The sequence below is a fragment of the Paenibacillus sp. 1-8 genome, assembly GCF_056316205.1.
In genome coordinates, this window is record NZ_CM149995.1 from 4273065 (window position 1) to 4296322 (window position 23258).

The 23258-nt window shown below is 48.3% G+C and carries 23 protein-coding genes and 1 riboswitch; of the genes, 6 read left to right on the forward strand and 17 right to left on the reverse strand.

Translation table 11 applies throughout. The features are described 5' to 3' along the window. Positions 1-111 precede the first annotated feature (111 nt). On the reverse strand, positions 112-1446 hold the full coding sequence (locus AC0WRU_RS19650) for an ATP-binding protein (RefSeq protein WP_476126021.1): 1335 nt from the start codon (positions 1444-1446) through the stop codon (positions 112-114). Positions 1447-1595: 149 nt separating this feature from the next. On the opposite strand from AC0WRU_RS19650, the gene AC0WRU_RS19655 reads away from it, so the two are divergent. After that, a complete protein-coding gene (locus tag AC0WRU_RS19655; RefSeq protein WP_209440990.1) occupies positions 1596-1712 on the forward strand; it encodes a YjcZ family sporulation protein in 117 nt (38 codons plus the stop codon). 118 nt (positions 1713-1830) lie between these two features. Here the strand turns inward: AC0WRU_RS19655 and AC0WRU_RS19660 are convergent, their stop codons facing one another. From AC0WRU_RS19660 to AC0WRU_RS19680, 5 genes are all read right to left on the reverse strand, one after another. Further along, positions 1831-3054: an ABC transporter permease gene (locus AC0WRU_RS19660; RefSeq protein WP_476126022.1), complete on the reverse strand. Its 1224-nt coding sequence runs from the start codon at positions 3052-3054 to the stop codon at positions 1831-1833. A gap of 2 nt (positions 3055-3056) precedes the next feature. After that, positions 3057-3803, reverse strand: coding sequence for an ABC transporter ATP-binding protein (locus AC0WRU_RS19665; RefSeq protein WP_025685414.1), 747 nt, complete (start codon positions 3801-3803; stop codon positions 3057-3059). A gap of 18 nt (positions 3804-3821) precedes the next feature. Beyond that, a complete protein-coding gene (locus AC0WRU_RS19670) occupies positions 3822-5213 on the reverse strand; it encodes a DEAD/DEAH box helicase (RefSeq protein ID WP_476126023.1) in 1392 nt (463 codons plus the stop codon). A gap of 158 nt (positions 5214-5371) precedes the next feature. After that, positions 5372-6151, reverse strand: coding sequence for an SDR family NAD(P)-dependent oxidoreductase (locus AC0WRU_RS19675; RefSeq protein ID WP_476126024.1), 780 nt, complete (start codon positions 6149-6151; stop codon positions 5372-5374). Positions 6152-6190: 39 nt separating this feature from the next. After that, on the reverse strand, positions 6191-6649 hold the full coding sequence (locus tag AC0WRU_RS19680) for a chemotaxis protein CheX (protein ID WP_476126025.1): 459 nt from the start codon (positions 6647-6649) through the stop codon (positions 6191-6193). A gap of 428 nt (positions 6650-7077) precedes the next feature. Here AC0WRU_RS19680 and AC0WRU_RS19685 point away from each other — a divergent pair, with 428 nt between their 5' ends. From AC0WRU_RS19685 to AC0WRU_RS19695, 3 genes are all read left to right on the forward strand, one after another. After that, a complete protein-coding gene (locus tag AC0WRU_RS19685; RefSeq protein WP_476126026.1) occupies positions 7078-7980 on the forward strand; it encodes a LysR family transcriptional regulator in 903 nt (300 codons plus the stop codon). Positions 7981-8040: 60 nt separating this feature from the next. Beyond that, the gene (locus AC0WRU_RS19690) at positions 8041-8850 is read left to right on the forward strand and encodes a histidinol-phosphatase (RefSeq protein ID WP_476126027.1); all 810 of its coding nucleotides are present in this window, start codon (positions 8041-8043) and stop codon (positions 8848-8850) included. A gap of 101 nt (positions 8851-8951) precedes the next feature. After that, on the forward strand, positions 8952-9692 hold the full coding sequence (locus tag AC0WRU_RS19695) for a GTP pyrophosphokinase (RefSeq protein WP_476126028.1): 741 nt from the start codon (positions 8952-8954) through the stop codon (positions 9690-9692). 69 nt (positions 9693-9761) lie between these two features. Here AC0WRU_RS19695 and AC0WRU_RS19700 read toward each other — a convergent pair whose 3' ends face one another. Next, a complete protein-coding gene (locus AC0WRU_RS19700; protein ID WP_192510660.1) occupies positions 9762-10571 on the reverse strand; it encodes a Cof-type HAD-IIB family hydrolase in 810 nt (269 codons plus the stop codon). Position 10572: 1 nt separating this feature from the next. After that, positions 10573-11343, reverse strand: coding sequence for a DeoR/GlpR family DNA-binding transcription regulator (locus tag AC0WRU_RS19705; RefSeq protein WP_476126029.1), 771 nt, complete (start codon positions 11341-11343; stop codon positions 10573-10575). Between the two features lie 194 nt (positions 11344-11537). Here AC0WRU_RS19705 and AC0WRU_RS19710 point away from each other — a divergent pair, with 194 nt between their 5' ends. Beyond that, complete coding sequence (locus AC0WRU_RS19710) at positions 11538-12425, forward strand: NAD-dependent epimerase/dehydratase family protein (protein WP_476126030.1); 888 nt, start codon at positions 11538-11540, stop codon at positions 12423-12425. Between the two features lie 168 nt (positions 12426-12593). Here the strand turns inward: AC0WRU_RS19710 and AC0WRU_RS19715 are convergent, their stop codons facing one another. The 7 genes from AC0WRU_RS19715 to AC0WRU_RS19745 all read right to left on the reverse strand — a co-directional run bounded on the left by AC0WRU_RS19715 (position 12594) and on the right by AC0WRU_RS19745 (position 19456). Further along, positions 12594-13235 carry a GNAT family N-acetyltransferase gene (locus AC0WRU_RS19715; RefSeq protein WP_476126031.1) on the reverse strand — a complete coding sequence of 214 codons (642 nt, stop codon included), beginning with the start codon at positions 13233-13235 and terminating at the stop codon, positions 12594-12596. Between the two features lie 52 nt (positions 13236-13287). Then, positions 13288-14028: a metallophosphoesterase family protein gene (locus tag AC0WRU_RS19720; RefSeq protein ID WP_476126032.1), complete on the reverse strand. Its 741-nt coding sequence runs from the start codon at positions 14026-14028 to the stop codon at positions 13288-13290. Between the two features lie 97 nt (positions 14029-14125). Then, positions 14126-15070: a metallophosphoesterase gene (locus AC0WRU_RS19725; protein ID WP_476126033.1), complete on the reverse strand. Its 945-nt coding sequence runs from the start codon at positions 15068-15070 to the stop codon at positions 14126-14128. A gap of 80 nt (positions 15071-15150) precedes the next feature. Next, the gene (locus AC0WRU_RS19730; RefSeq protein WP_476126034.1) at positions 15151-15960 is read right to left on the reverse strand and encodes an AAC(3) family N-acetyltransferase; all 810 of its coding nucleotides are present in this window, start codon (positions 15958-15960) and stop codon (positions 15151-15153) included. A 173-nt stretch (positions 15961-16133) separates the two neighbouring features. Further along, complete coding sequence (gene sdhB / locus AC0WRU_RS19735; RefSeq protein ID WP_014277823.1) at positions 16134-16901, reverse strand: succinate dehydrogenase iron-sulfur subunit; 768 nt, start codon at positions 16899-16901, stop codon at positions 16134-16136. 28 nt (positions 16902-16929) lie between these two features. Next, positions 16930-18675, reverse strand: coding sequence for a succinate dehydrogenase flavoprotein subunit (gene sdhA / locus AC0WRU_RS19740; RefSeq protein WP_025685428.1), 1746 nt, complete (start codon positions 18673-18675; stop codon positions 16930-16932). A 106-nt stretch (positions 18676-18781) separates the two neighbouring features. Then, a complete protein-coding gene (locus tag AC0WRU_RS19745) occupies positions 18782-19456 on the reverse strand; it encodes a succinate dehydrogenase cytochrome b558 subunit (RefSeq protein ID WP_476126035.1) in 675 nt (224 codons plus the stop codon). Positions 19457-19682: 226 nt separating this feature from the next. Between AC0WRU_RS19745 and AC0WRU_RS19750 the strand changes: the two genes are divergently transcribed. Then, positions 19683-20588 (forward strand): LysR family transcriptional regulator, encoded by a 906-nt coding sequence (locus AC0WRU_RS19750; RefSeq protein WP_476126036.1) that lies wholly within the window; start codon positions 19683-19685, stop codon positions 20586-20588. A 6-nt stretch (positions 20589-20594) separates the two neighbouring features. Here AC0WRU_RS19750 and AC0WRU_RS19755 read toward each other — a convergent pair whose 3' ends face one another. Together AC0WRU_RS19755 and AC0WRU_RS19760 are read right to left on the reverse strand one after the other, a co-directional pair. Continuing rightward, positions 20595-21272 carry a potassium channel family protein gene (locus AC0WRU_RS19755; protein WP_149094685.1) on the reverse strand — a complete coding sequence of 226 codons (678 nt, stop codon included), beginning with the start codon at positions 21270-21272 and terminating at the stop codon, positions 20595-20597. Positions 21273-21290: 18 nt separating this feature from the next. Beyond that, positions 21291-22631 (reverse strand): TrkH family potassium uptake protein, encoded by a 1341-nt coding sequence (locus AC0WRU_RS19760; protein ID WP_476126037.1) that lies wholly within the window; start codon positions 22629-22631, stop codon positions 21291-21293. Positions 22632-22944: 313 nt separating this feature from the next. Next, positions 22945-23094: riboswitch (cyclic di-AMP (ydaO/yuaA leader) on the reverse strand. Positions 23095-23258 lie beyond the last annotated feature (164 nt).

The window sequence follows — 23258 nt, forward strand, 5'->3', positions numbered from 1 at the left end:
CGGTCGGTATTAACTGGTTAGACGTATAGCTGGATTAAGCGGTGTGCCGGATGTTGCGGCATACCGTTTTTTATATCCCCTGCTGAACGATTCATTCACAACTCGAGGCACTTATCCCTCAGCAGCCCGCAAAGATTCTTGTGCCAGCGGCAGCAAAATGATAACCTCCGTACCGGCTCCCGGCTCGCTCTCATACCGTATACTGCCGTTCATCGCTTCGATCATGCGAAAGGAGACTGCCGTTCCCAGCCCTGTCCCTACTTCTTTGGTCGAAAAAAACAAAGTGCCTACCCGTTCCAGATGTTCCGGGCTCATGCCTTTTCCAGTATCCTTGATATTCAGACAAGCCTTCTCTTCCTGAACTGCCAGCTTTATGTATACCTTGCCTCCATCTTCCGCAGCCTCAATCGCATTTTTCGTGATATGAATTAGCGCCTGCAACAGTTGATTACGATCCGTATGTAGATATATTTCATTCCTCAGCTCCGTCTGCATTCTTACGCCTTGCTTGGTCGCCATCGGTTTCAGGAGCAGAACAATCTGTTGAACCATGCCGGACAGATCCATCAGCTCCGTCTTCCCAATCTGCGGCTTGGATAAATTCAAATAGTCGCTAATAATTCTTTCGGCCCGATCCACCTCTGCCAGCGCCAACGCCATATATCTGCGGTTTTTTCCTTCCAGCCCCGACTGGGCCATTTGCAGGAACCCTTTAACGACCGTCAACGGATTACGAACTTCGTGAGCCATGGAGGCGGCCAGTTCCCCTAACGTATTGAGACGTTCAGCATATTTGATCTTTTTTCGCATCTCTTCCCGTTCGAGACTAAACTCCATCCAGCAAGAGGCGGCCCCGATACTTAGAAATTGAATTATAGCAAACCAGATAACCCCCTTGATCAACTCGGCTTCATCTTCATCCAGTCTGCCGTTGGCCCAGGAATGCAACATAAGAATAACCAGCATGATCACATTCATCCACACACTCATGAGCAAGTTTATCAACACCCGGTGCAGCATGCCTTTGAGCTGCATAAATCTTTTTCTCGCCAAGAGAGGTCCGAGATAACATAACAGCATGCAAATCAGCCCCACCCCGATGGAATCAGGTCCAACATAAATGCGGGCCATCACCATAAGTGTTATATTCACCAGTCCTGCTACGGGGCCAAAATATAAAACGGAGAGGATCAGCGGAACATATCGGAGATCCCAAAACAAGCCGTACCAGCTATACGAGAAAATAAGACAAAGCACAGAAGAGATACCCAGCACCCCTCCCATGAGCAATGGGGCCTGTTTCATATGTCGATGATCCGATAAAGCGCTGTACACCAGCAAGGGTACAAAAACCAGAAATATATTCACGAGCAGCTTGTCTGCCAGCATCTCGTCGTTCCCACTTTCCAAGTGATAATGATTACATACTTCTTCTATTCTCGACAAAACGTGGCTTTTCCTCTCTATCCCCCCATATCCGCTGAAAAAAACAAGGCGATCCGGCAATCCACCTCCACATTGGCCCACGCAATCCGAAAACCCGCTTCATAATATACGGTGTATCCTACATCACAATGACCGAGAGGAGAATGAGCATGGGAGCAGAAGAAACAAGAGGCGGTTACGGTGGTTTCGGCGCATTCACAAGCACAGGAACGATTCTGGTACTGTTCATTTTGTTAGTAATCATCAGCAAAACGATTTTTATTTAAGCAGAATGACATCTGCGCCCACGGCTGATCCATAGCAGTACCCACGCAAAAAGGCTATTCTGCAAACAGCGCTTGCTGCTTACGGAATAGCCTTTGTTTTTACTTTATACACACAGGATCAAACTTCTTCCTCATCTTGACCGTCCAGACGCCATTTTTTCGCCTGAGCGCCTCGAACCAGGTATACCACCAGCACTCCACCAGCCAGCGTAAGCAGCGTGGAAATCAGCCCTTCAGTTCCTCTCAACATAAAAGGAAGCCACAGGACGACCGCAATCGGCAACAGCAGCCGGACAACAAAGTCCAGAAAAGACGCACGACGGGTATGGGCAGGAAGCGGATAGAGCTGAAGCCATAGCGAATCCTTGTGGTACTGCCTTAGCGAAGTAATCTGCACGCCGATCAGGAATATAAAAAATAAATACACAGCGATACCGATCCAGCTCGTATGCGTGATCCATATAATCAACAGGCCAAGGATACCCAGCCGTATGACCATCCCCACAGGCTCTGTGCGCACAAAGGTCTTGAACAGCAGGTAACGATAAGCTCCCTTTTTGTCCCACGGTATGTTACCACCCAACCAGGACAACCAGCGACGCGGAGTCACTCTCTGCGTAAGGGCCGGCACATCAACAAACCAGCCCAAAGTACGCATTACACGGGCAGCCTGAATGCCTTCTGTACGGATCAGGTTTTCCCATGCCACCAGCAGCTTGACCGGAAAACGCAGGACAAGCACATACACCACACCCACCAGCACGATAAACGGCAAGCTGCGCAGCGGAGGCTGCCACAGCCATGCGGCTACCAGCAGCACTGCCAGCGCCCAGCGAAGCAGACGATACCCTATACTTGCGCCGCGCGATACCATGCGCAGCTCCTGCCAGCCGCCATAGCTGAACAGCAGCTTCAGCAGCACGAACAGCAGTATGGTCAGCAGCAGTGGCTTAGGCGCAGTATCGCTGCGGATATACAGTGGCCACGCGATCACTAGCAGCAACAGCAGGCCGAATATTTTATACACCACGCCACGGATACGGCTGGACTTAAAATATTGATGCATCGCATGCTCCTGCGGGCGCAGGAAGACGATATCGGCTTCATTCAAATACGTACGGAAGCTTACATGAGCGACCGGAACGGCTACAATGAGCATAATCCAGCGGATGGGCAAATCCGGCGGGATATGCATAATCAGCGACGTGTACCACGCGGCAAAGGCAATCAGCGCAAAGCCGAAGACGACCGCCAGGCCGCTCTGAATGACATAGCCGAGATAAGGCAGCACTTGTCCCCAGAACGCAACACGTCTTTCTTTATGCAAGCGTTGCAAATCCATGCTCATTCCCTGCCCTGCACCAGCTCATAAAATGCATCTTCCAGCGGCATGCCCGGCTTACCCGCCTGTGCTGTCACTTCGTCCAGCGTACCCTGTGCAATGATGGCACCCTGATGAAGCACAATGAAACGATCACAATAATTTTCAATCGTGGACAAAATATGAGAGCTGAGCAAAATGGACGAGCCCGAGCGCTTCATTTCCAGCATAAAATCAAGCAGGGAACGAATACCGAGCGGGTCCAGACCCAAAAATGGCTCATCAATGACATATAGCGGCGGTCCCGCCAAAAATGCGCACATAATCATCACTTTCTGGCGCATCCCTTTGGAGAGATGCATCGACATGCTTCCGCTCTTATCCCGCATACGGAACAAGTCCAGCATTTGGTCACTGCGGGTGCGGAAATCAGCTTCACTGACTCCATACGCTCTGGCGGTGAATTCCATATGCTCCATCACGGTCATTTCGGGATACAGCTCTGGAGACTCGGGTACAAAAGCAATGGCTCCCTGATACTGCTCGGGATTTTCCGCCTGCTTATGTCCCTGCACGCGGATTTCTCCCGCCTGCGGTGTCATCAGTCCCAAAATATGCTTCATCGTCGTACTTTTTCCGGCTCCATTCAGACCGATCAGCCCCACCATTTCGCCCGGCTTCACATCCAGAGAAATCTGGTGCAGCACCGGGCGCTTGGCGCTGTATCCGCCTGTCAGTCCATTAATTTGCAATACAGGCTGTTGTTCCATGGCTCCCCCTCTTCTCACTTATCCGTTCGGTTTTGACCCTTTTTCCTTCAGCCATCTTGGTGCTCCCTTGTTTTTACGATCACGCTCTCGCTGCGCTTTCCCTGCTTTGGATAAAGCTGCTCCTTTGCCCTTACCTGGAGCCGAGCCATTTGCCGCAGTTCTGCCAGGACGATCGTTCTCACCGCGGGCAGGTGCCTTGCGGCTTTCCGTGGCTGCTCCGTCGGAAGTGGCTCTCGCTTCGGATGGCCTTACAGGCGCACGCTTGGCATCCACCGGACGCGGCACGACAACCCGCCCTCCGTGCAACGCACGCTCTGCAATGTCGATGCCCAGTTCACGGGAAAACTTACGCATGATGAATGTTTCGCGGTCGGTAACAACCGACGCAACCAATCCTTTGCGCCCCATCCGTCCGGTCCGTCCTGCACGGTGAACATAAGCCTGACTGTCCGTAGCCGGATCAAAATGGATCACCATTTCCAGTCCCTCAATATCCAGACCACGGGCTGCCACATCGGAAGCAATCAGCACCTTGAGCTTGTCCGCACGAAACTGGGCCAGCACGTTGGTACGTGTAACTTTGTCCGCATCACCGTACAGGGATGCTGTAGTCAGTCCCATATGCTTGAGCTTGGCCTCAATCTCCCCGATAGCATTGGTGGTATTGACGAACACCAACGCCTTTCTCGGATTAAAATGACGCACCAGTCGACGCAGCATGTCCACCTTATCCCGTTCTTCGGATACAAAGTAATAGTGCTCCAGACCGCTGGCCGTCTTCTGGTCGGGATCAATCCCGATTTCCACGTAATCCTTCATTTCCCGCTTGGCCAGCGCTTGAATTTCGTCGTTCAGCGTTGCGGACAGAAATACTAACTGACGGTCACGCTGAGCGGTGCTCAGGATGTTCGTGACATCGCCTGCTCCGCCGAGCTGGAACATCTGATCCACCTCGTCGATGACGATGGTTGTAATGTTGTGCATTTTCAGCTTCTTGGAAGCGATAAGTTCTCGTACACGTCCCGGTGTGCCGACCACAAGCTGCGGATGGTCCTTCAGCTTCTCGATCTGGCGCTTGACTGCCGCTCCACCGATCAGGCCGAGCACACGGATGCCGCGATGCTCCCCATAACGCTGACCTTCGCGTACAATTTGCATCGCCAGCTCCTGACTGGGAGCCAGGATCAGCTTTTGCGTAGCCTTTTTCTGTGGATCAATCGCTTGTAGTAATGGCAGCAAATAAGCCAGCGTCTTCCCTGTGCCGGTCTGCGAACGAGCCAATACATGCCTGCCCTTCATCATTTCTGGTATAGCCTGCGCCTGAACTGGCGAAGGCTGCGTAATCTCATGCTCAGCCAGCTTGGTCAACAGATCTTGTTCAATGCCGAGCGATTCAAAATTCAATGTCATGAAAAGGTCCAACCCCTATACGTAAATTCGTTACTCTCCATTATATGCGAAAACATCCCTGCAACCAAATGCAGATATTTAGCCCCGCCCTCCTTTGCTACGAAATAACAAAAAATAAAGGATGTCCCTCTACCATCACATGGTTTGCGGGACATCCTTTATTTTTTGTTCATCACACCATGACCCAGTCTGTCGGTCAGTCTGGGCGCAAGCTGATACAGCTTGAGAAAAGGAGATATCCACCGTGGCAGATTAACCTCCTCCTTGCGAAGCTCCATCGCTCTCACGATATGATGCGCGACCTTGTCCGGCTTTAGCATAAACCAGCCTACGTTACGGACATATCCGCCTGAAGGATCAGCAAGGTCAAAAAATGGCGTGTCGATCGGTCCGGGATTAATCGTCGTTACCGTAACTCCGCTCCCGCGCAGCTCCTGCCGAAGCGCATTGCTGAACCCTAGTAACGCATGCTTCGTTGCTGTGTAGGAGGACGATTTGGCTGTCCCGATTTTGCCCGCCATGGATGCCACATTGACGATCTGGCCTGTACCTCTTGCCGTCATTTGCGGCAGAAAAGCCTTGATACAGCGGACAGCGCCCATATAGTTCACATCCATCATTTGTTCAAACTCTGTCAGGTCTGTCTCATGAAAATACTCAAACTTCCCGTAACCTGCGTTGTTGAGCAAAATATCGACCCGTCCGTACTGCTCCAGCACCCGGGCAGCCACGGCCTCTACCTGCTCCTGACGAGTGACATCCAGAGGGATCAGCTCATGCCTGCCGCTAATTCCCGCCGACACTTGCTCCAACCGTTCCTGCGAACGCGCTGTCACAATAGGAATCGCGCCCTTTTCGCTTAACAATTGAGCGCAAAGGGCGCCAATCCCACTGGATGCACCTGTAATCACAACTATCTTATCCTGCAGTATACTCACGGTTATCCCTCCACATTAAAGAAACTTGCTCCTTTAATATTAAGAGATCATCACCTGAATATCCAGCTCACCGATTCCTTCCACTGTGAGCGGAATATAAAGGGCACGCTGAGGTACGAAGGAGGTCAAGTTTTCCGACTTCATGACCTGCGGAGGCGTAATGTCGACTACAATCCCCTGATTGGACAAAATCGTGCTGGCATTACCGCTGATCATATTGCCCAATTCCGAAATGGCGCTTTTGCCCATCTCATCAATTTCAGTCAAAACGAATCCGCCCATCATCGCCGAAACCATGCGCAACGCTACCTGTTCATTCAGACCGAACACAATATTTCCGCTAAGCTGTCCAGTCATCCCGATCATAATCCAAATATGGTCTTCCACCAGCTCGACATTTTTCACACCAAGATCGCCGGGTGAAGGAGATACTTGGATCAATTGTTCAATGACCCGTCGCGCCGACTCCAAAAAAGGATTTATCACTTCTGCCTTCACGATCAAAGCGCCCCTTTACGATGGGCTTTTAGACATACAACAAAAGTCCCATTTAAATTAGAATTTTTTAATTAAATATTACTGTAAAACGAATCGATCCTCAATAAAATGCTCTCTCTATCACTTATCGACAGCTGCCCGGTAATTTTTTATAGCTAAACCACAAAAAATGTGAATAATGTCCTATATCTTTACTTCTTATCGATTTTAGATTGATTATTTTTGAAGTATATCAGGACTTTAGTCTTTATTTTCCAATATACCATACTTCACGGCGTTCTGCTTCGATTCATTGCCCTTCCCGCTCGAATAACCTATAATTTAATGAAATAAGCATAACGTTGGTTTTACATATGCACAGGTGGATTTGTGAAAAATCCTTAGGCTGTACTGCTGCGATAGAATTAAGAAAAGAGAGGAGGAACTTCATGAACATCAGTCAACTTGAAACACTTATCATGATTTCCAAAACGATGAGCTTCCGCAAAGCCGGAGAACTTCTCAATTTGACGCAGCCGGCGGTATCCGCCCAAATCAAAAGTCTGGAGGACGAGTTCAAGACCATTCTGATCGACCGCAACCAACCCGTCACCCTGACCGACCGAGGGGCTGTTTTTTTGGAACATGCAGAGCGGATCTTGAGTGTTGTCGAGGAACTGCGGCAAAAATTGTACGATCTGAACGAAACGCCGCAGGGTCATATTGCGCTGGGCACTACGACGTCTATCGCCATTCAAATTTTACCGCGTGTACTTTCCTACTTTCAGGATCAATTCCCGCTCATCAAAACCTCCATTCAATCCATGGCTTCCTCCATGATTTATCAGCAGGTGGAAAACGGGCTTATTGATGTTGGCATCGGTTACTTGATCGAACGTAATCCAAATTTGAGCACTTCGATTTTGTATTACGATTCCTTTGAGCTTGTCGTATCGCCTACTCATCCGCTGGCCTCCCAACCGCATGCTACCATTGAAGCTCTTCGGGAAATTCCACTTATTCTGCTCTCACCTGATACGGTAGGACGAAAATTCGTGGACGATGTATTTAAAAAACACCAAATTGTGCCTCATGTTGTGATCGAATTGTCCAGCAGCGAGGAGGTCAAACGGATGGTTGAGATTAATCTGGGCGCTGCCATTATCTCCAGACTATCGGTCACTTCTGAGCTACGTGCGGGTACATTGAAAATGATCCAGATTACCGAGCTGGAGGTTAGCCATCCGGTAGGTGTCATTTACAAATCCGGCCGATATCTGAACTCCGCCATGCAGCAGTTTCTAAGCGATCTAAAAGGTATGCCGGAAACCAATTTTATCAGTTCTGAATAGCGCACTCCGCTAGGAACACCATACGAAATATAAACCTTGATTACGAGAGGACGACATCCTATGAAATTTGATCTGCACACCCATCATTTCCGCTGCGGTCATGCAGACGGCAATATTCGGGACTATATCGAAGCAGGCATTCAGTCCGGTTTACAAGCGATTGGTATTTCGGACCATTCCCCTTTCCTGGGCAGCGAACAGGATCAGGCTTTTCCGAAAATTTATATGGCAAAATCCCAGCTTGCCGAGTACGTAGAAGAGGTACAACAGCTTAAAAAGGAATACGAAGGCCGCATTGACGTGTTGCTCGGATTAGAAACAGATTATTTTCCTGATTATGCAGAACTGTACCGTTCCACCCTGGCCCCTTATCCGTTCGACTACCTCATTGGGTCGATCCACAACGTTGAGGGAGACAGCATTTTTAATCGCAGCCGTTGGAATGACGTAAGTGATGCACGCAAAATCGAGGTCAAACAAGCTTACTATGCGCTCATTCAGGAATCTGCGCGGAGCGGTATGTTTCAGATTTTGGGTCATATCGACGCGATGAAGGGGAATTTCCCGGCTTTCTCAGATATTCCTGCCGATGAAGCGATTGATGAAACCTTGAAAGTGATTGCAGAATCCGGTGTAGCGATTGAAATTAACACATCAGGCAAAACCAAGCTCAGTGGCGGATGGTATCCGTCAGTCTCCATTTTGGAAAGAGCGCATCATTTTGGCGTAGAGGTCACTTTTGGTTCAGATGCCCATAAGCCTTCGCGGGTAGGCGATGATTGGGACGAAGTGAAGGCGATGCTGAAGGATATTGGCTTCCGGGAATGGGTTTATTTTAAAGAAAAACGTAAAATTCCGGTGCCGCTTTAAAATTTGTTTAGGGTGGGATTTGCCGCTCAGCTGCCACCCACCTTAAACCGTCAGCTCCATTATTTTAAATTAATGACATCTATGTGTGAGGAGAATTACAAATGTATCCGGAAGACCCGATGGACAAGTTCAAAAAGCTAAAGCATGACATCACGCGATTTATGCTAATCTATAAATTTGCGCTCGACGAGATGGAAACCAAGATTGAAATACTAAAGCAGGAATTTCAGGCGTTGCACGATTACAGCCCTATTGAGCACACCAAATCACGCCTTAAATCCCCTGAGAGCATCATGAACAAAATGGTTCGTAAAAATAGCGAGTTATCCCTGGATGCTGTCAAAGATCATATTAAGGATATCGCGGGCTTGCGTATTACTTGCTCTTTTATTTCGGATATTTATGATGTCAGTAACATGCTTCAGAGACAGAGTGACTTAAAGGTGCTGGAAATCAAGGATTACATCAAAAATCCCAAACCAAACGGCTACCAAAGTCTGCATCTGTTGATCCAGGTTCCTGTATTCATGTCCGACCGCCAGGAGCTAGTCTGCGTGGAGGTGCAAATTCGGACCATTGCGATGGATTTCTGGGCCAGTCTGGAGCATAAAATCTTTTATAAATACAACCAGTCTGTTCCCGAAAGCTTGACACGTGAATTAAAGAACGCAGCGGATTCCGCTAATGCGCTCGATCTCCAAATGGAACGGCTGCATCGTGAAATCAAGGAGATTAAAGACGCCCGAGGTAAAGAAGACTCCATGGAAGAGCTTCGGAAGATTATGATTAATAATCAGCAATTTTCGGTGCCAGCCAACTTTTTGAGGCTGCTCGGGGAATGATTGGACAGACTTCGTTGGTGATCCACCGCTACGCGAATGATTTGATCTTACGATCGCTGGCGAACTCCTTTAGCTGATGACGTTCTCTTCTAAACTCAAACTTAATCCTTCTTCATCATTGCTGGAGGTCACTTGGTTCGCATACTTTTTAACTTCGTCAGGCGCATTCCCCATTGCGATGCCCAGCCCAGCGAATTTCAGCATATCAATATCATTGAAATTGTCACCGATTGCCATGATTTCTTCCTTTTTAAAACCATAACGGCTGATTATCTGCTGAATTGCTTTAGACTTAGATGCATCTCCAGACATAATTTCCAGATAAGTGTCTTTTGATTTGTAGATGGTTAGAACGGCGTTGTCTTTCTTTAATACTTCTTCAAGCTCTTCGATTTCTTCAGACGGACCCATACAGAGAATTTTATGCATTTCAGGGTTTGTGTTTATGAAGGTTTTAAGGTTCGCCTGAGTAGGCTGAGCCCCTGTGATATTTTGCTCTTGAACAATCCATTCGTTTTGTGGATTTTCAACAATCCATTGATCATGGCTGTAGATGTTAATATGAATGTTTGAGAATTTGCTTTTTACAGCCTCATAAATGCCAATAACATTCTCTTGAGGCAAGCCTTTGCTGAAAATAGTGGTATTACTCCTACAGTCTATTACCAGAGAACCACTGTAGCAAATAATGGGTGAATCGATTTCCAATTCTTTTTGGAGTGGCAGGATTCCACTTGGCATTCTAGCAGAAACAAGGACAAATGGTACACCCAGGTTTGTTGCTTTTTGGACTGCAAGCTTTGTTTTCTCGGTTATCACATGATTTGAATTAATTAAAGTCCCGTCTATGTCACTGAAAACTGCTTTTATCTTTGTCATATTAGCCCCCCTCGAAGTCATCTTTAACTGCCTTTCCTTCATTAATAAGTCTGATCTCAATGTTATTTTCCTCAAAATTCCTTCTAAAGCTATCTGGTGGCTTTTCATTTGTAATGATCATGTCAATATCACTAAAATTAACACCCTTATAGGAGCTGATTTGATTAAATTTCCGTGAATCCGCCAACAGAATAACCTCTTTTGATCGTTTTGCTACTAAATCTTTGATGACCGCATCTTCAAAATTCGAAAAATAGATGCCATCCTTTAAAATACCAGCTGCACCAAGAAAAACTTTATCAAAGTAAATATCATTTAACTGAGATGCCACATTAACATCGAAAAAAAAGCGATTTTCAGGATTAAACTTTCCACCCAGCAGGCATATATCGACCTTATTGTTGTTAGATAGTGCTTCTGCATTATCAAGGGAATGAGTATAAACTGTAGAGCATGTATTGAGATGATCACAAAGAAATTTTACTGTCGTTGAGACGTCCAGAAAACAAAGGTCACCTTTGTTGATATAAGAGGCAGCTATTTTTCCAATTTTATATTTATCTTCAGAAGAAGCATGGGCTCTTTCCTTATATGCTTTTATTTTGTCTTTAAACTGAGGTAAAGCAATACCTCCATGGGTTCGTATCGCAGCACCTTCATCCACTAATTTAATGAAATCCCGCCGGGCAGTGTCTCTGGAAATACCGAGCATATCGCATATCTCCTGATTCGAAATCATCTTTTCTTCCTGAAGCCTCTCAAGAATTTTCACTAACCTTTCTTCTTGATAAATAAGTATCACCTCCATAAATCAATTATAAGCATTATTGCACGATTTGTTAAGTGATATTAAGCATTTTTTTGTAAGTAGTATGTACTTATCTATTTATCGCAGCGTATCCTTTGCATCCTTGTTTTCGTCTACCTTAATATAATGAAAACAAGTCCATAAGGAGTGATTAACAAATGAGAAAGATACTTGTATTGGGTGGAACGCGATTTTTTGGCAAAAGGCTGGTAGAACGTCTATTGGAGCAATCCGAGAACAACGTTACGGTTCTTACGAGAGGTCAAACAAGCGATTCGTTCGGTGACCGCGTCCAACGGATTATTGCAGATCGTAACGATGCGGAAGCGTTGGCTGAGGCGGTAGGTGAGCAGGTTTGGGATGTTGTCTACGATAATATTTGCTTTTCTCCAGATGAAGCCAGAGAAGCCTGCCGCATTTTTGATACTAAAGCCAAACGGTATATTCTGACCTCCAGTCTATCCGTCTATGATCCAAGTCCTGAAGTGCTGACGGAGAGTATCTTTGACCCTCAGGCTTATCCGGTTCGCAAAGGCAGACAGGACGATTTTACATATCAGGAGGCTAAACGGCAGGCAGAAGCGGTTTTTATGCAACAAGCTGCGTTCCCGGTTGCCGCTGTTCGTTTTCCGATTGTATTAGGAATAGATGATTATACGAGAAGACTTCATTTTCATATTGAGCATGTTCGTGATGGAATAAACATCGGCATACCGAATCCGGCAGCGCACATCTCGTTTATCCGTTCTGACGAAGCCGCAGATTTTCTGCTTTGGCTTGGTCACTCTCATTTGACAGGACCCGTAAATGCTTGCTCCGACGGTACTGTGAAGATTGGAGAACTCATTTCCACCATTGAGCAGGTAACCGGGAAGCAAGCCGTGATTCAAGAAAAAACTGCCGACGAGCATATGTCTCCATTCGGTATTACACAATCGTGGTACATGGATACAACTAAAGCCCGATCAGAGGGGTACTCCTTTCTTTCCCTGACCGAATGGCTTCCTGAGCTGATAAGCGACCTGAACCGTACCTATGAATCATAAAAGAGAGCAGCTACAATAAAAACAAGACAAAAAAAGAGGACCCGAAGCTTCGGGTCCCAGCAACATATATTATTCAAAAGGGGGTCATGTCTGTATTGTACCCGTCCTGTGTTAGAGTTGTTTTGCAGTTATATTTCATCTCTGTAACAAAATATTCCACTGCCGTTTCTACGCATAATCCCCTTGGGTAATCGAGAACACCAATACACTCGGCACTTCTCCTGAATGATCATAGGCACTGATTGTGCGCAGTAGGCGCAGCTTATTTTTGATCAGCACACGCACGGAAGCCTGATTATCCTCTTGGCAACGACCTTCGATCCGCTTGAGCTTCAAAGAACCAAAACCAAATCTCAGCATTTCCTCCACAACCTCTGTAGCCAGCCCCTGTCCCCAGAAAGGACGATCCAAAATATAGCCTAGCTGCGCCTCACCCGCTTTTTCATTCCATTGCTGAAAAGAAGCGATACCCAGCAGCGGCGAGTGGCTGCGTTCATTATGTTCGTGGAGTTCGTTGCGTTCATTGAGTTGGCCGGATTCGTTGTATGCTGCTGTATTTCTCCCATGCCATTCCACCGCAAAATGCAGGGAATCCAGGGAATCCGCAGCTACTCTGATTTGCGCTACCAGACGCCGCATCCGCGCATCGACTGGCTTGCGAATCCGGTTCACATACCGGATAACCAATGGATCGGACAGCATCCGTTCCAGCGCGGAGTAATCCCCCGCTTGTAGCTGGCGCAACCGGACACGGTCGGTGTAAAGCTCCGGCAGCCCTGACCCTGAACGAAGCATTTCTCTGGTCAGCACAATGATCCCTCCTGCGGATGGATTGGCTTTTTGCAGCGAATAGGTTGCACAATCAATCCAGGTCCTGAATTCCCCGGTAAATGCCTGTGCGCAGCTCACGGATATAATACGGCAAAGAAGGTACGCCGGCTTCCTCTGCCTGTTTTACCGCCAATTCTATATCGTAAGGCACACGTACAAATTGAATGGAAAAAGGTGCAGGCGTATCTTCTCCCAGGTTTCCCTCCAAAATACAGTAAGAAGCCTGAGTTACATCCAGCGGATTCCCCACACTGCCGACATTAAAAAGCGTCTTGCCCTGAAAATGCTGAATAAAGGCATTATGCACATCTCCATACCCAACAATATCCGGGGCAAAAGCGGCTTTTCCATTTTCCTCAGCCAACGGGTCGAACATGGCGAGTCTTTTCTCCGGTTCATCCCATGGCTGCACGCGATGATATACACTTTGCGGCGAAGCATGTACCAGACGGATACGACGTCCGCTCATCCTGAAATCATGATGAAACGGTAACTGTGCCAAATACTGTACTCGTTTTGTGCCCAAGCGCTCGGCTTGCCAGCTAAAATTAAGATCATCCGTAATGCTAACCAGCTCATCCCAATTGCCCCGCACGACCACCTCGCAACGTTGACGGACAGCCTCCAGAACCTCGCAAGGGCTAGGCCCTTTGCCGATCAGATCCCCCAAACAAAACACACGACGAATTCCTCGGGAAGCAATATCCTCCAGCACCGCCTCGCAGGCAGGCCAATTGCCATGTATATCTGAAATGACAGCAATACGATCCATCTGAATATCACTCCTTTGTCCGAAACAGCTACACACTACACTAAACCCTTTTTATGTAGTTACAAGCCCATAATGATGAAAGTAAATATATAATAGCCTATTGATCGGATTTCAGTGTAATGACGCTCAGCTCCGGCCTGCATAGCACACGAATCGGCAGATGGGTCATGCCAATGCCCCTGCTGACATACAGCGGCATCCTGTCGCTCCCCACATGAAATAATCCCTGAATGTACTTGCGTCCACCCGGAGGCGGCATCGGCGCTCCAATGACAGGCAAGCGCACCTGTCCTCCATGCGTATGTCCTGACAGTTGAAGATCAAAGGACATTCGCGCCGCCACATCCGCATAATCCGGCTCATGCATAAGCAGCAGCTTGCACATTTCATCAGACAGTCCGTGTATGGCACGCCGCGGATTGGGCTTGCCCATAATGTCATCCTCTAACCCAACAATCGCCACACGCTGCCCGGCTCGCTCCACAATGGCGTGTTCATTTCTCAGCAACGTAAACCCGGTTTTTGGATATAGCTCCTGTACTCCGGCTGGTAAACCCCGATAATCGTGATTGCCGAGAATAGCGAATTTACCAAGTGTGGCGTGCATCGAAGCCATGACCGGAACAGCGGCTTTCATAGATACGGCATAATCATCTACAATATCACCTGTAAAACAAAGCAAATCCGGTTCCAGTCCTGCAATCCGGTCCGCAAGCTCCCGCAGGTCCTGCTCATCCATGTGAAAGCCCAAGTGTACATCACTAAAATGCACGACTCTGATACCGTCAAAAACCGACGGCAGACGGGGCAAAGATAGCGTAAAACGTGTAATCTCCAAATGATTAGGCTCCCATAAGGAAGCGTATCCTCCGGTTAAAAGCGCGGTTCCGGCTGTCGCTAAAGCGGCTTTTTTCAAAAAACGGCGGCGCGAAGGATTGGCTGGCTCATTTGAAATGGATCGCCGCGAAGAACCGGGAGGGATAACGGCCTTATCGTGTGGGCCATCCTGACTCTCGCGGCGGGTTTGCGGCGTCTTCTCCATATGCGTGCCCCCTTGCTATCTATTCAACTATTGTACAGTTTAGATATCTCATGGTTCAAATATCTCCCGCTTTTAGCCCTCTAGCGGTTGATGGCTAACCATCGTTCTGCATAGTCTACCAAATCACGCTGCCTCGCTAAAAAACACGATGCATCCCCGATGTTCACTCGCGTAAAGGCTGCGGGACGATCCCGTTCAAAATCAAGCCCCAGCTTGTCAAAATCATCCGAGGATATATTAAAATTCTGAAAAGATACCCATGCCCTCTCCCCGTTCACCATCATCGGGGCCTGATGGGTCGTTTCTTCACGTCCATTGTACGTAATACGGTATTCCGCCAAATGAAAGGTCGTGTTGCTATCATGTCCGCAGCCCAGCAACAGCACATATGCGTCTGTCTCATATAGCTTCGCTAGTGGCGAATGTTCACCCAGCCCGAAATCAAGCTCATGCCCTCCCAGCAAGCGTGAGGCCGCAGGTCCACGGGCCGCAAACGAAACATGCGGGTGTCCACTGCGCAGTGTTCCCGGCAGGCCACGAAACGTTTCCACAATAATACCCATGCCTCCGGTCAGCGTCCAGGCCGGATCATAGGCGGGCATTTCCTCGCGTACAAGTTCCCACCATGACTCATCCAGAGGCGGGTTCATCCATGTCGACGGATCGGTCAGATCATGGGACTGCGTCGGCATGACCAGCGTTCCTTCCGGGCCAATCGCATCGGTTAATGCCAAAAGAATCGCAGAGGCCCCGCCCGGAACAAAACTGCCAAAGCTGCGCATCGACGAGTGCACAAGCAACGTCATGCCTTTTTGAACCCCCAGCTCCTTTAATCCTTTCAGCACATCCGACCCGGTAACGGGCCGACGCGTCATCGGTTGTACAGTCACCTGTCCAGCCTCCTTTTCTCCAAAAACGATACACAATACCATAATTATACCATAACTGCTGCCCCACTCTCCTCCCTCCATGGTAACTCCTATCTGTCCTGAGCACAAAAAAACAGGCTTTCTCCGGTTCAGGAAAAAAGCCTGTTTTAGTATAAAGCATTTACTGTCTAGTGCTATACGGTCAACCAGCGCTTGAACATATGCTTGGTCGTTTGCTTGTTCATTTCAGCAATGGAGGTTGTCAACGGAATGCCCTTCGGGCAGGAACGTACGCAGTTTTGCGAGTTACCACAGCCTTCCAGCCCGTCGTCCGTCATCAACGCATCCAGCCGCTCCTCCTGATTCATTTCCCCAGTTGGATGACTATTGAACAGACGAACCTGAGATATCGCCGCAGGTCCAATGAATGTCGTTTTCTCGTTAACATTCGGGCAAGCCTCCAGGCAGACACCGCAGGTCATGCACTTGGACAGCTCATACGCCCATTGACGCTTCTTCTCTGCCATTCTGGGGCCGGGGCCCAGATCGTAGGTGCCGTCAATCGGAATCCACGCTTTGACCTTCTTGAGCGCGTTAAACATCCGGCTGCGGTCGATGACCAAATCCCGTACAACTGGGAACGTGCTCATCGGCGCGATGGTAATCGGCTGCTCCAGCTTATCGACGAGCGCCGCACAAGCCTGACGCGGCTTGCCGTTAATCACCATGGAGCACGCTCCACACACTTCCTCCAGACAATTCGACTCCCAGCATACCGGAGCCGTCTCTTTACCATGACTGTCCACCGGGTTACGCTGAATCTCCATCAACGCACTGATTACATTCATCCCCGGTCGATAAGCCAACTCAAATTCTTCCGTATATGGATTCGCATTAGGTTCATCCTGACGGGTCACAACGAACTTCACGGTTTTATCCGATTTCACTGCTTGCTCCGACATCTCATACACTCCCTTCTGTATCTTCCTTTTACTTGTTCTTGGAGTAATCCCGAATACGCGGCTTGATCAGCGAAACGTCCACCGCTTCGTACGAGATTTGCGGTCCTTCCGGTGTCCAGTCCGCAATCGTTGTTTTCAGGAAATCCTCATCGTTACGGTCCGGGAAGTCCGGTTTGTAGTGGGCTCCACGGCTTTCGTTACGCAGCAGCGCCCCTTTGGTCATGGCCTCAGCCAATTCCATCATATTCCACAACTGACGTGTGAACGCCGCACCCGCATTGTTCCAGCGCGAAGCATCATTGATGTTAATGTTGGAGTAACGCTCCTTCAGCTCCTTGATCTTGTGGATCGTAGCTTCCAGCTTGTCATTATAACGAACCACGGTCATGTTGTTCGTCATCCACTCGCCCAGCTCTTTGTGAAGGACATAGGCATTTTCTTTCCCGTCCATATGCAAAATACGCTCATACTTCTCCGTCTGCTGGTTGACCGCCGCATCGAACACGGAGGAAGCTATATCCTGTGCGGATTTTTTCAAGCCTTTGATATATTCCACAGCCTTCGGTCCAGCCACCATACCGCCATAAATGGCTGACAGCAGCGAGTTGGCACCCAAACGGTTCGCACCGTGATACTGGAATTCACATTCACCGGCGGCGAACAGCCCCGGAATATTCGTCATCTGATTGTAATCGACCCACATGCCGCCCATCGAATAATGCACAGCCGGGAAGATTTTCATCGGGATTTTACGCGGATCGTCACCAACGAATTTTTCATAAATTTCAATAATACCGCCCAGCTTCACGTCCAGCTCTTTCGGGTCCTTATGGGACAGATCGAGGTACACCATGTTCTCGCCATTAATGCCGAGCCCATCATCGACGCATACACTGAATATTTCACGTGTCGCAATATCACGAGGGACCAGATTTCCATAAGCCGGATACTTTTCTTCGAGAAAATACCACGGCTTGCCGTCCTTGTATGTCCAAATACGACCGCCCTCTCCCCGTGCAGACTCGGACATCAGACGCAGCTTGTCATCCCCCGGAATAGCCGTCGGATGAATCTGGATAAATTCGCCGTTGGCATAGCGTACGCCCTGCTGATATACCGCCCCGGCGGCCGTACCGGTATTAATCACGGAATTCGTGGTTTTACCGAAAATAATGCCGGGTCCGCCCGATGCCAAAATAACTGCATCCGCTGCAAAAGTCTTCACTTCCATCGTGCGCAAATCCTGCGCACAGATGCCGCGACAGATACTCTCATCATCGAGTACAGCCTGTAAAAACTCCCAGTTTTCATACTTGGTCACCAAACCTTCGGATTCCCAGCGTCGTACCTGCTCATCAAGTGCGTACAGAAGCTGCTGCCCTGTCGTCGCTCCGGCAAAGGCTGTCCGATGGTGCTGCGTACCGCCGAAGCGGCGGAAATCCAGCAGTCCTTCCGGTGTCCGGTTAAACATGACACCCATGCGGTCCATGAGATGGATAATACCCGGAGCCGCTTCGCACATCGCTTTTACCGGGGGCTGATTGGCCAGAAAGTCGCCGCCATAGACCGAATCGTCAAAGTGAATCCAGGGCGAGTCGCCTTCACCCTTCGTATTCACCGCGCCGTTGATGCCGCCTTGAGCACAAACGGAGTGGGACCTTTTGACCGGAACCAAAGAAAATAAATGAACGTGAACTCCTGCCTCTGCCGCCTTGATCGTAGCCATTAGACCCGCAAGACCGCCGCCCACGACAATAATGTTGGATGCTGCCATTTCTGCTCACTCCTTTTTTTCAGGATTTTAGTCAAATCCCCTTTTACCATAAGAAATAGAATCTGCAAACGATGTATTGCAACACGTAAAGTGTGCATTCATTTTTTTACAGCAGCTGTTGAATAGCACTGCTTTGTATCAAGGCGGTTGCCGTTTCCTGAAATTCCGCGCTGCGGAATGCCAACAGGGAAGCGATGAAGCCGATGGATATAACCACGAACAAGGTCATGCAGATATAGGAAGATACTTTTTGCGCACGTGGTCCCACCGTAATTCCCCAACTGACCATAAATGCCCATAGTCCGTTAGCAAAGTGAAAGGATGCCGAAACGACACTGATTAAATAAAGGATAAAATAGACCGGATTCGTCACAATGCCATGCATCACGCCGCCTAGCTCCTCATGTGTTACATTACCCAGAGCCACCTGAAAACGTGTATCGTATACGTGCCAGATAATGAACACGAACGTAATCACACCGGAAATGCGCTGAAACAGAAAGCGCCAGTTACGCGAATAGCCAAAACGTTTGACATTTGGATCAGCCTGGTAAGCGATATACAAGCCATAGATTCCATGGAACAGCAATGGCAAGTAAATAAATAACGTTTCAAGCACAATAACAAGCGGCAGACCATTTAGGAAGGCCACGCTGCGATTGAATCCTTCCTTGCCGCCCTCCACCGCTGTGAAGTTGGTCACCAAATGCTCTACAAAAAACAGAGCCAGCGGGATGACGCCAAGAAGCGAGTGCAGCTTTCTGGAATAAAATCCTCTCATCTAGGTAATGCTCCCTTCTCCCAATAATAGCGTTTTCAATAGTAATATAACATATAAAATGACAGTTCCCGACAGGAAATGTCTAACAAGGTGTTCCTTAAAAGAGAAAACAAAGGTGTGAACATCTTGTGTCGCTTTCATGTTACTCCTTTTCGGCTTATAATGGAATTGCAATATACGTATTAATTCTTATGTCTTTTTTGCATATAGAGAGGAAGTGGATGATTTGTTTGAGGATTTGAACGCTTTTGCCGTCATTGTCGAGCAATCCAGCCTGAATAAAGCCTCCAAGCTGCTTAATCTGTCCCAGCCTGCCCTGTCCCGCAAAATCGCCAAGCTGGAGGAGGATCTGGGCGTAAACCTCTTTGATCGACGGGGCAAACGACTCGAAATTACGTCGACAGGCCGATTTGTATATACCTTCGCACTGGAGCAGCGCCAGCGTCAGCTTCGTTTTTTACAAAAGCTGTCCCAGCACAAAAATGAAGCTCAGAGTATGCTCACCCTTGGTGCAAGTCTGACGACACTCCAAACGACACTGCCTACTCTTGTTAAAGCTTTCATGAGCAAGCATCCCCAAACCGAGCTGAAACTGCTCACAGGCAAAACCCATGAAATCGTCGCTTTTGTACGCGACAAAAAAGCAGACGCCGGTATTGTCGGGTCTGCCATTCATGAGGCCGGCTTGCGTTGTATTCCACTGTTTGACGATCATTTGGAGCTAGTCGTTCCGATCGGACATGAATTAACGATGAAGACGGGAACGGCTTCGATGAAAGACCTGCAAGGATTGCCAATGATTATTTTTTCCAAAGGAACCTGGTACCGCAGTCTGACCGATGACCTGTTCCAGCGCAGCGGCATCATGCCGGATATTCGTATGGAAATTGACTCGTTCGAGGCGATTGTGCGTCTGCTGCCGACCTGCAAGGCTTCCGCATTGCTGCCCAAATCCTACTTGCGCAGCGAGCTGCTGCGGGATAATGGGCTAACGGCGCTGTACTTGCCTGATTTGAAGGAGACACGGCGCACCACCTCCCTTATCTACTCGGAGACGACCGATCTGGGGCCGACAGCACGGCGCTGGATCAGCGAGACACGTGCATCGTTTGCGGGCTATCGTATGGTGTAGAGGAGATCAGCCTTCCTCGTTCACGTTAACGACCTCGTCCTCAAAGCGGCCGATATTGTCATTGGAGCCAATGATAACCATAATATCGTCCGCTTTTAGCCGATCCATCGCTGTGGGTGCAATCAGGATACCGTTCGCCGTATGAAGCGCTACGATGCTACAACCAAAGCGAGTGCGGGCATTCAGCTCAGATAGCGTTTTGCCATGCAGACATGCAGGAACGTTGAGTTCCACAATTCTGTATTCCTTGGACAGCTCCAAATAATCAAGCAAGTTAGGCGTAACCAGTTGGTGCGCAACCCGTATCCCCATATCCCGCTCGGGATAAATGACCCGGTCTACACCGAGCTTTTCCAACGCCCGTCCGTGCAGCACAGAAATCGCTTTGGCAACGACTTTGCTCACACCCAGCTCCTTTAGCAAAATGGCAGCCAGGATGCTAACCTGAATATCATTACCAATCGCAACAATGCCGCAATCGAAATTGCGAATGCCTAGCGATCGTAACGAATCCTCGTCTGTAGCGTCCGCTACGACGGTATGCGTCAACAGCTCACTCATGCTATCCACAATATCCTCATTCTGGTCAATGCCAAGCACCTCGCATCCCATATCTACCAATTGCAAAGCCAGGTTTGAGCCAAAGCGTCCCAAACCAATAACCACAAACTGCTGCGTTTTCATATCTACTCGAAAACTCCCTTATCCTATAATCATTTTGCCTTCCGGATGACGATATAATTCCTTACCCTTTTTCGGAGTCAGTGCATAAGCCAGTGTGAGCGGACCCAATCTGCCGGCAAACATCGTCAGGGTAATGACCAGCTTGCCTATAACCGTCAAATCAGATGTTAGCCCCATGGACAATCCCACCGTACCAAATGCAGACACCGTCTCGAACAATATCATCAGAAAATGATGATCCTCGGTTGCCGACAAAATCATCGTCACCCCAATGACAAACAGCAGTCCCAGCAGTGTAATGGTCAAAGCCTTGTAAACTCGTCCCTGCGCAAGTCTGTACCTGAACAGTACAATATCCTCCCTGCCCCGCAGCATCGAAATCACCGCTCCAATGAGCAGGGCGAATGTTGTGGTCTTAATCCCGCCTCCAGTGGAGCCAGGGGAAGCCCCAATAAACATGAGTATTATGATAAAAAACTGCGTAGCCTGTCGCAAGCCTGCAATGTCCAGCGTATTGGCACCTGCGGTGCGGGGCGTTACGGATTGGAATAAAGATCCCAGCAGCTTTCCACCCCAATCCAGCGAGCCCAGTGTCTTCGGATTGGTAAACTCGAATACAAAGATGACAAGCGTGCCGACTACAATCAGAGCAGCCGTCATGCTGAGTACCACCTTGGTATGCAAGGACAGTCTCTTTCGCTTGCGGTATTCCACCAGGTCGGACATAACCACAAAGCCGATACCACCCGAAATAATCAGAAACATAGCCGTAAAATTAACAATCGGATCATATACATAACCTGTCAGGCTGCGAAAGTGACCAAATAGATCAAAGCCTGCATTGTTAAACATGGAGATGGCATGCCAGATTCCAAAATAAATCGCCCTGCCTACGGGCATATCAAAGGACCAGCGAACCGAGAATATCGTAGCGCATACGCCTTCAATAACCAGTGAGTACAGTAATACCTTACGGATTAACCCGACAATTCCCTCTACAGAAGTCTGATTCATCGCTTCCTGCAAAATGAGACGCTCCCGCAAGGAAATACGACGCTTGAACACCAGTGCAATCAAGGTAGCCATCGTCATAAAGCCGAGCCCACCAATCTGGATCAGCGCAACGATGACAACTTGACCAAAAGTGGTAAAAAAGGTGCCAGTATCCTTAACAACAAGACCTGTTACACAGGTTGCGGAGGCGGCTGTAAACAAAGCGTCTATAAATGCAAGCGGCTTTCCTGTTGTATTGGAAATCGGCAGCATTAACAACAAGCTGCCTATAAGAATGATAATGGCAAAGCCCACAACGAATATCTGCGGTGGAGAAAGCCGAAGCCATCTTGCATTGGGATTCATCTATTTATCACTGCTCCTACTTGGTGAATTATGAGCATGGAGACGCTCCGGGTGCAGATTGTTCTTCCGATTGCTGTTACCCCCGGATTTTTTTCTGATTTTATAAGCCCTTTTAATGGTTAAAATGGAAGCGGTAGCGCTCGCCTTTGTCTCTGAATTTTAACCTTATCAGGGTTTATCTAATCCAATAAAATTCAGAGACAACAGCGATCGGAAGATCAAATGGAGCGCGAAGCGGACTTAACTCAGCAACGTTTTAATTATCCAACTTTTATTCGCACAAAAAAAGACACCGGAAATCCGAGTGCCTGACTTGGTTCCTGCTCACAGCCTACGAGGTTAGCTGACGGATTCGGGCTTCACAGTATGCCCTATTCACACTTCCGGTCCGGGACCGGCTGCGAAATTCACCCCAGTAACATGGTTCCCCCGTTTTCCTATGGAAATTCGGCTCAAATGTATATCGTTACCTATATATTTCATATGCATTGTCTCAACAGATTATAATCTTTCTGTATACAGAGCACAAAACCGATTTCGTCGAAATAACGTTAAATTAGCGGTAATTTGAGAATAGGCCACCTTTAATCGCAGCTTATCTTATTTTATTGAAACTTTAAAGTGCTT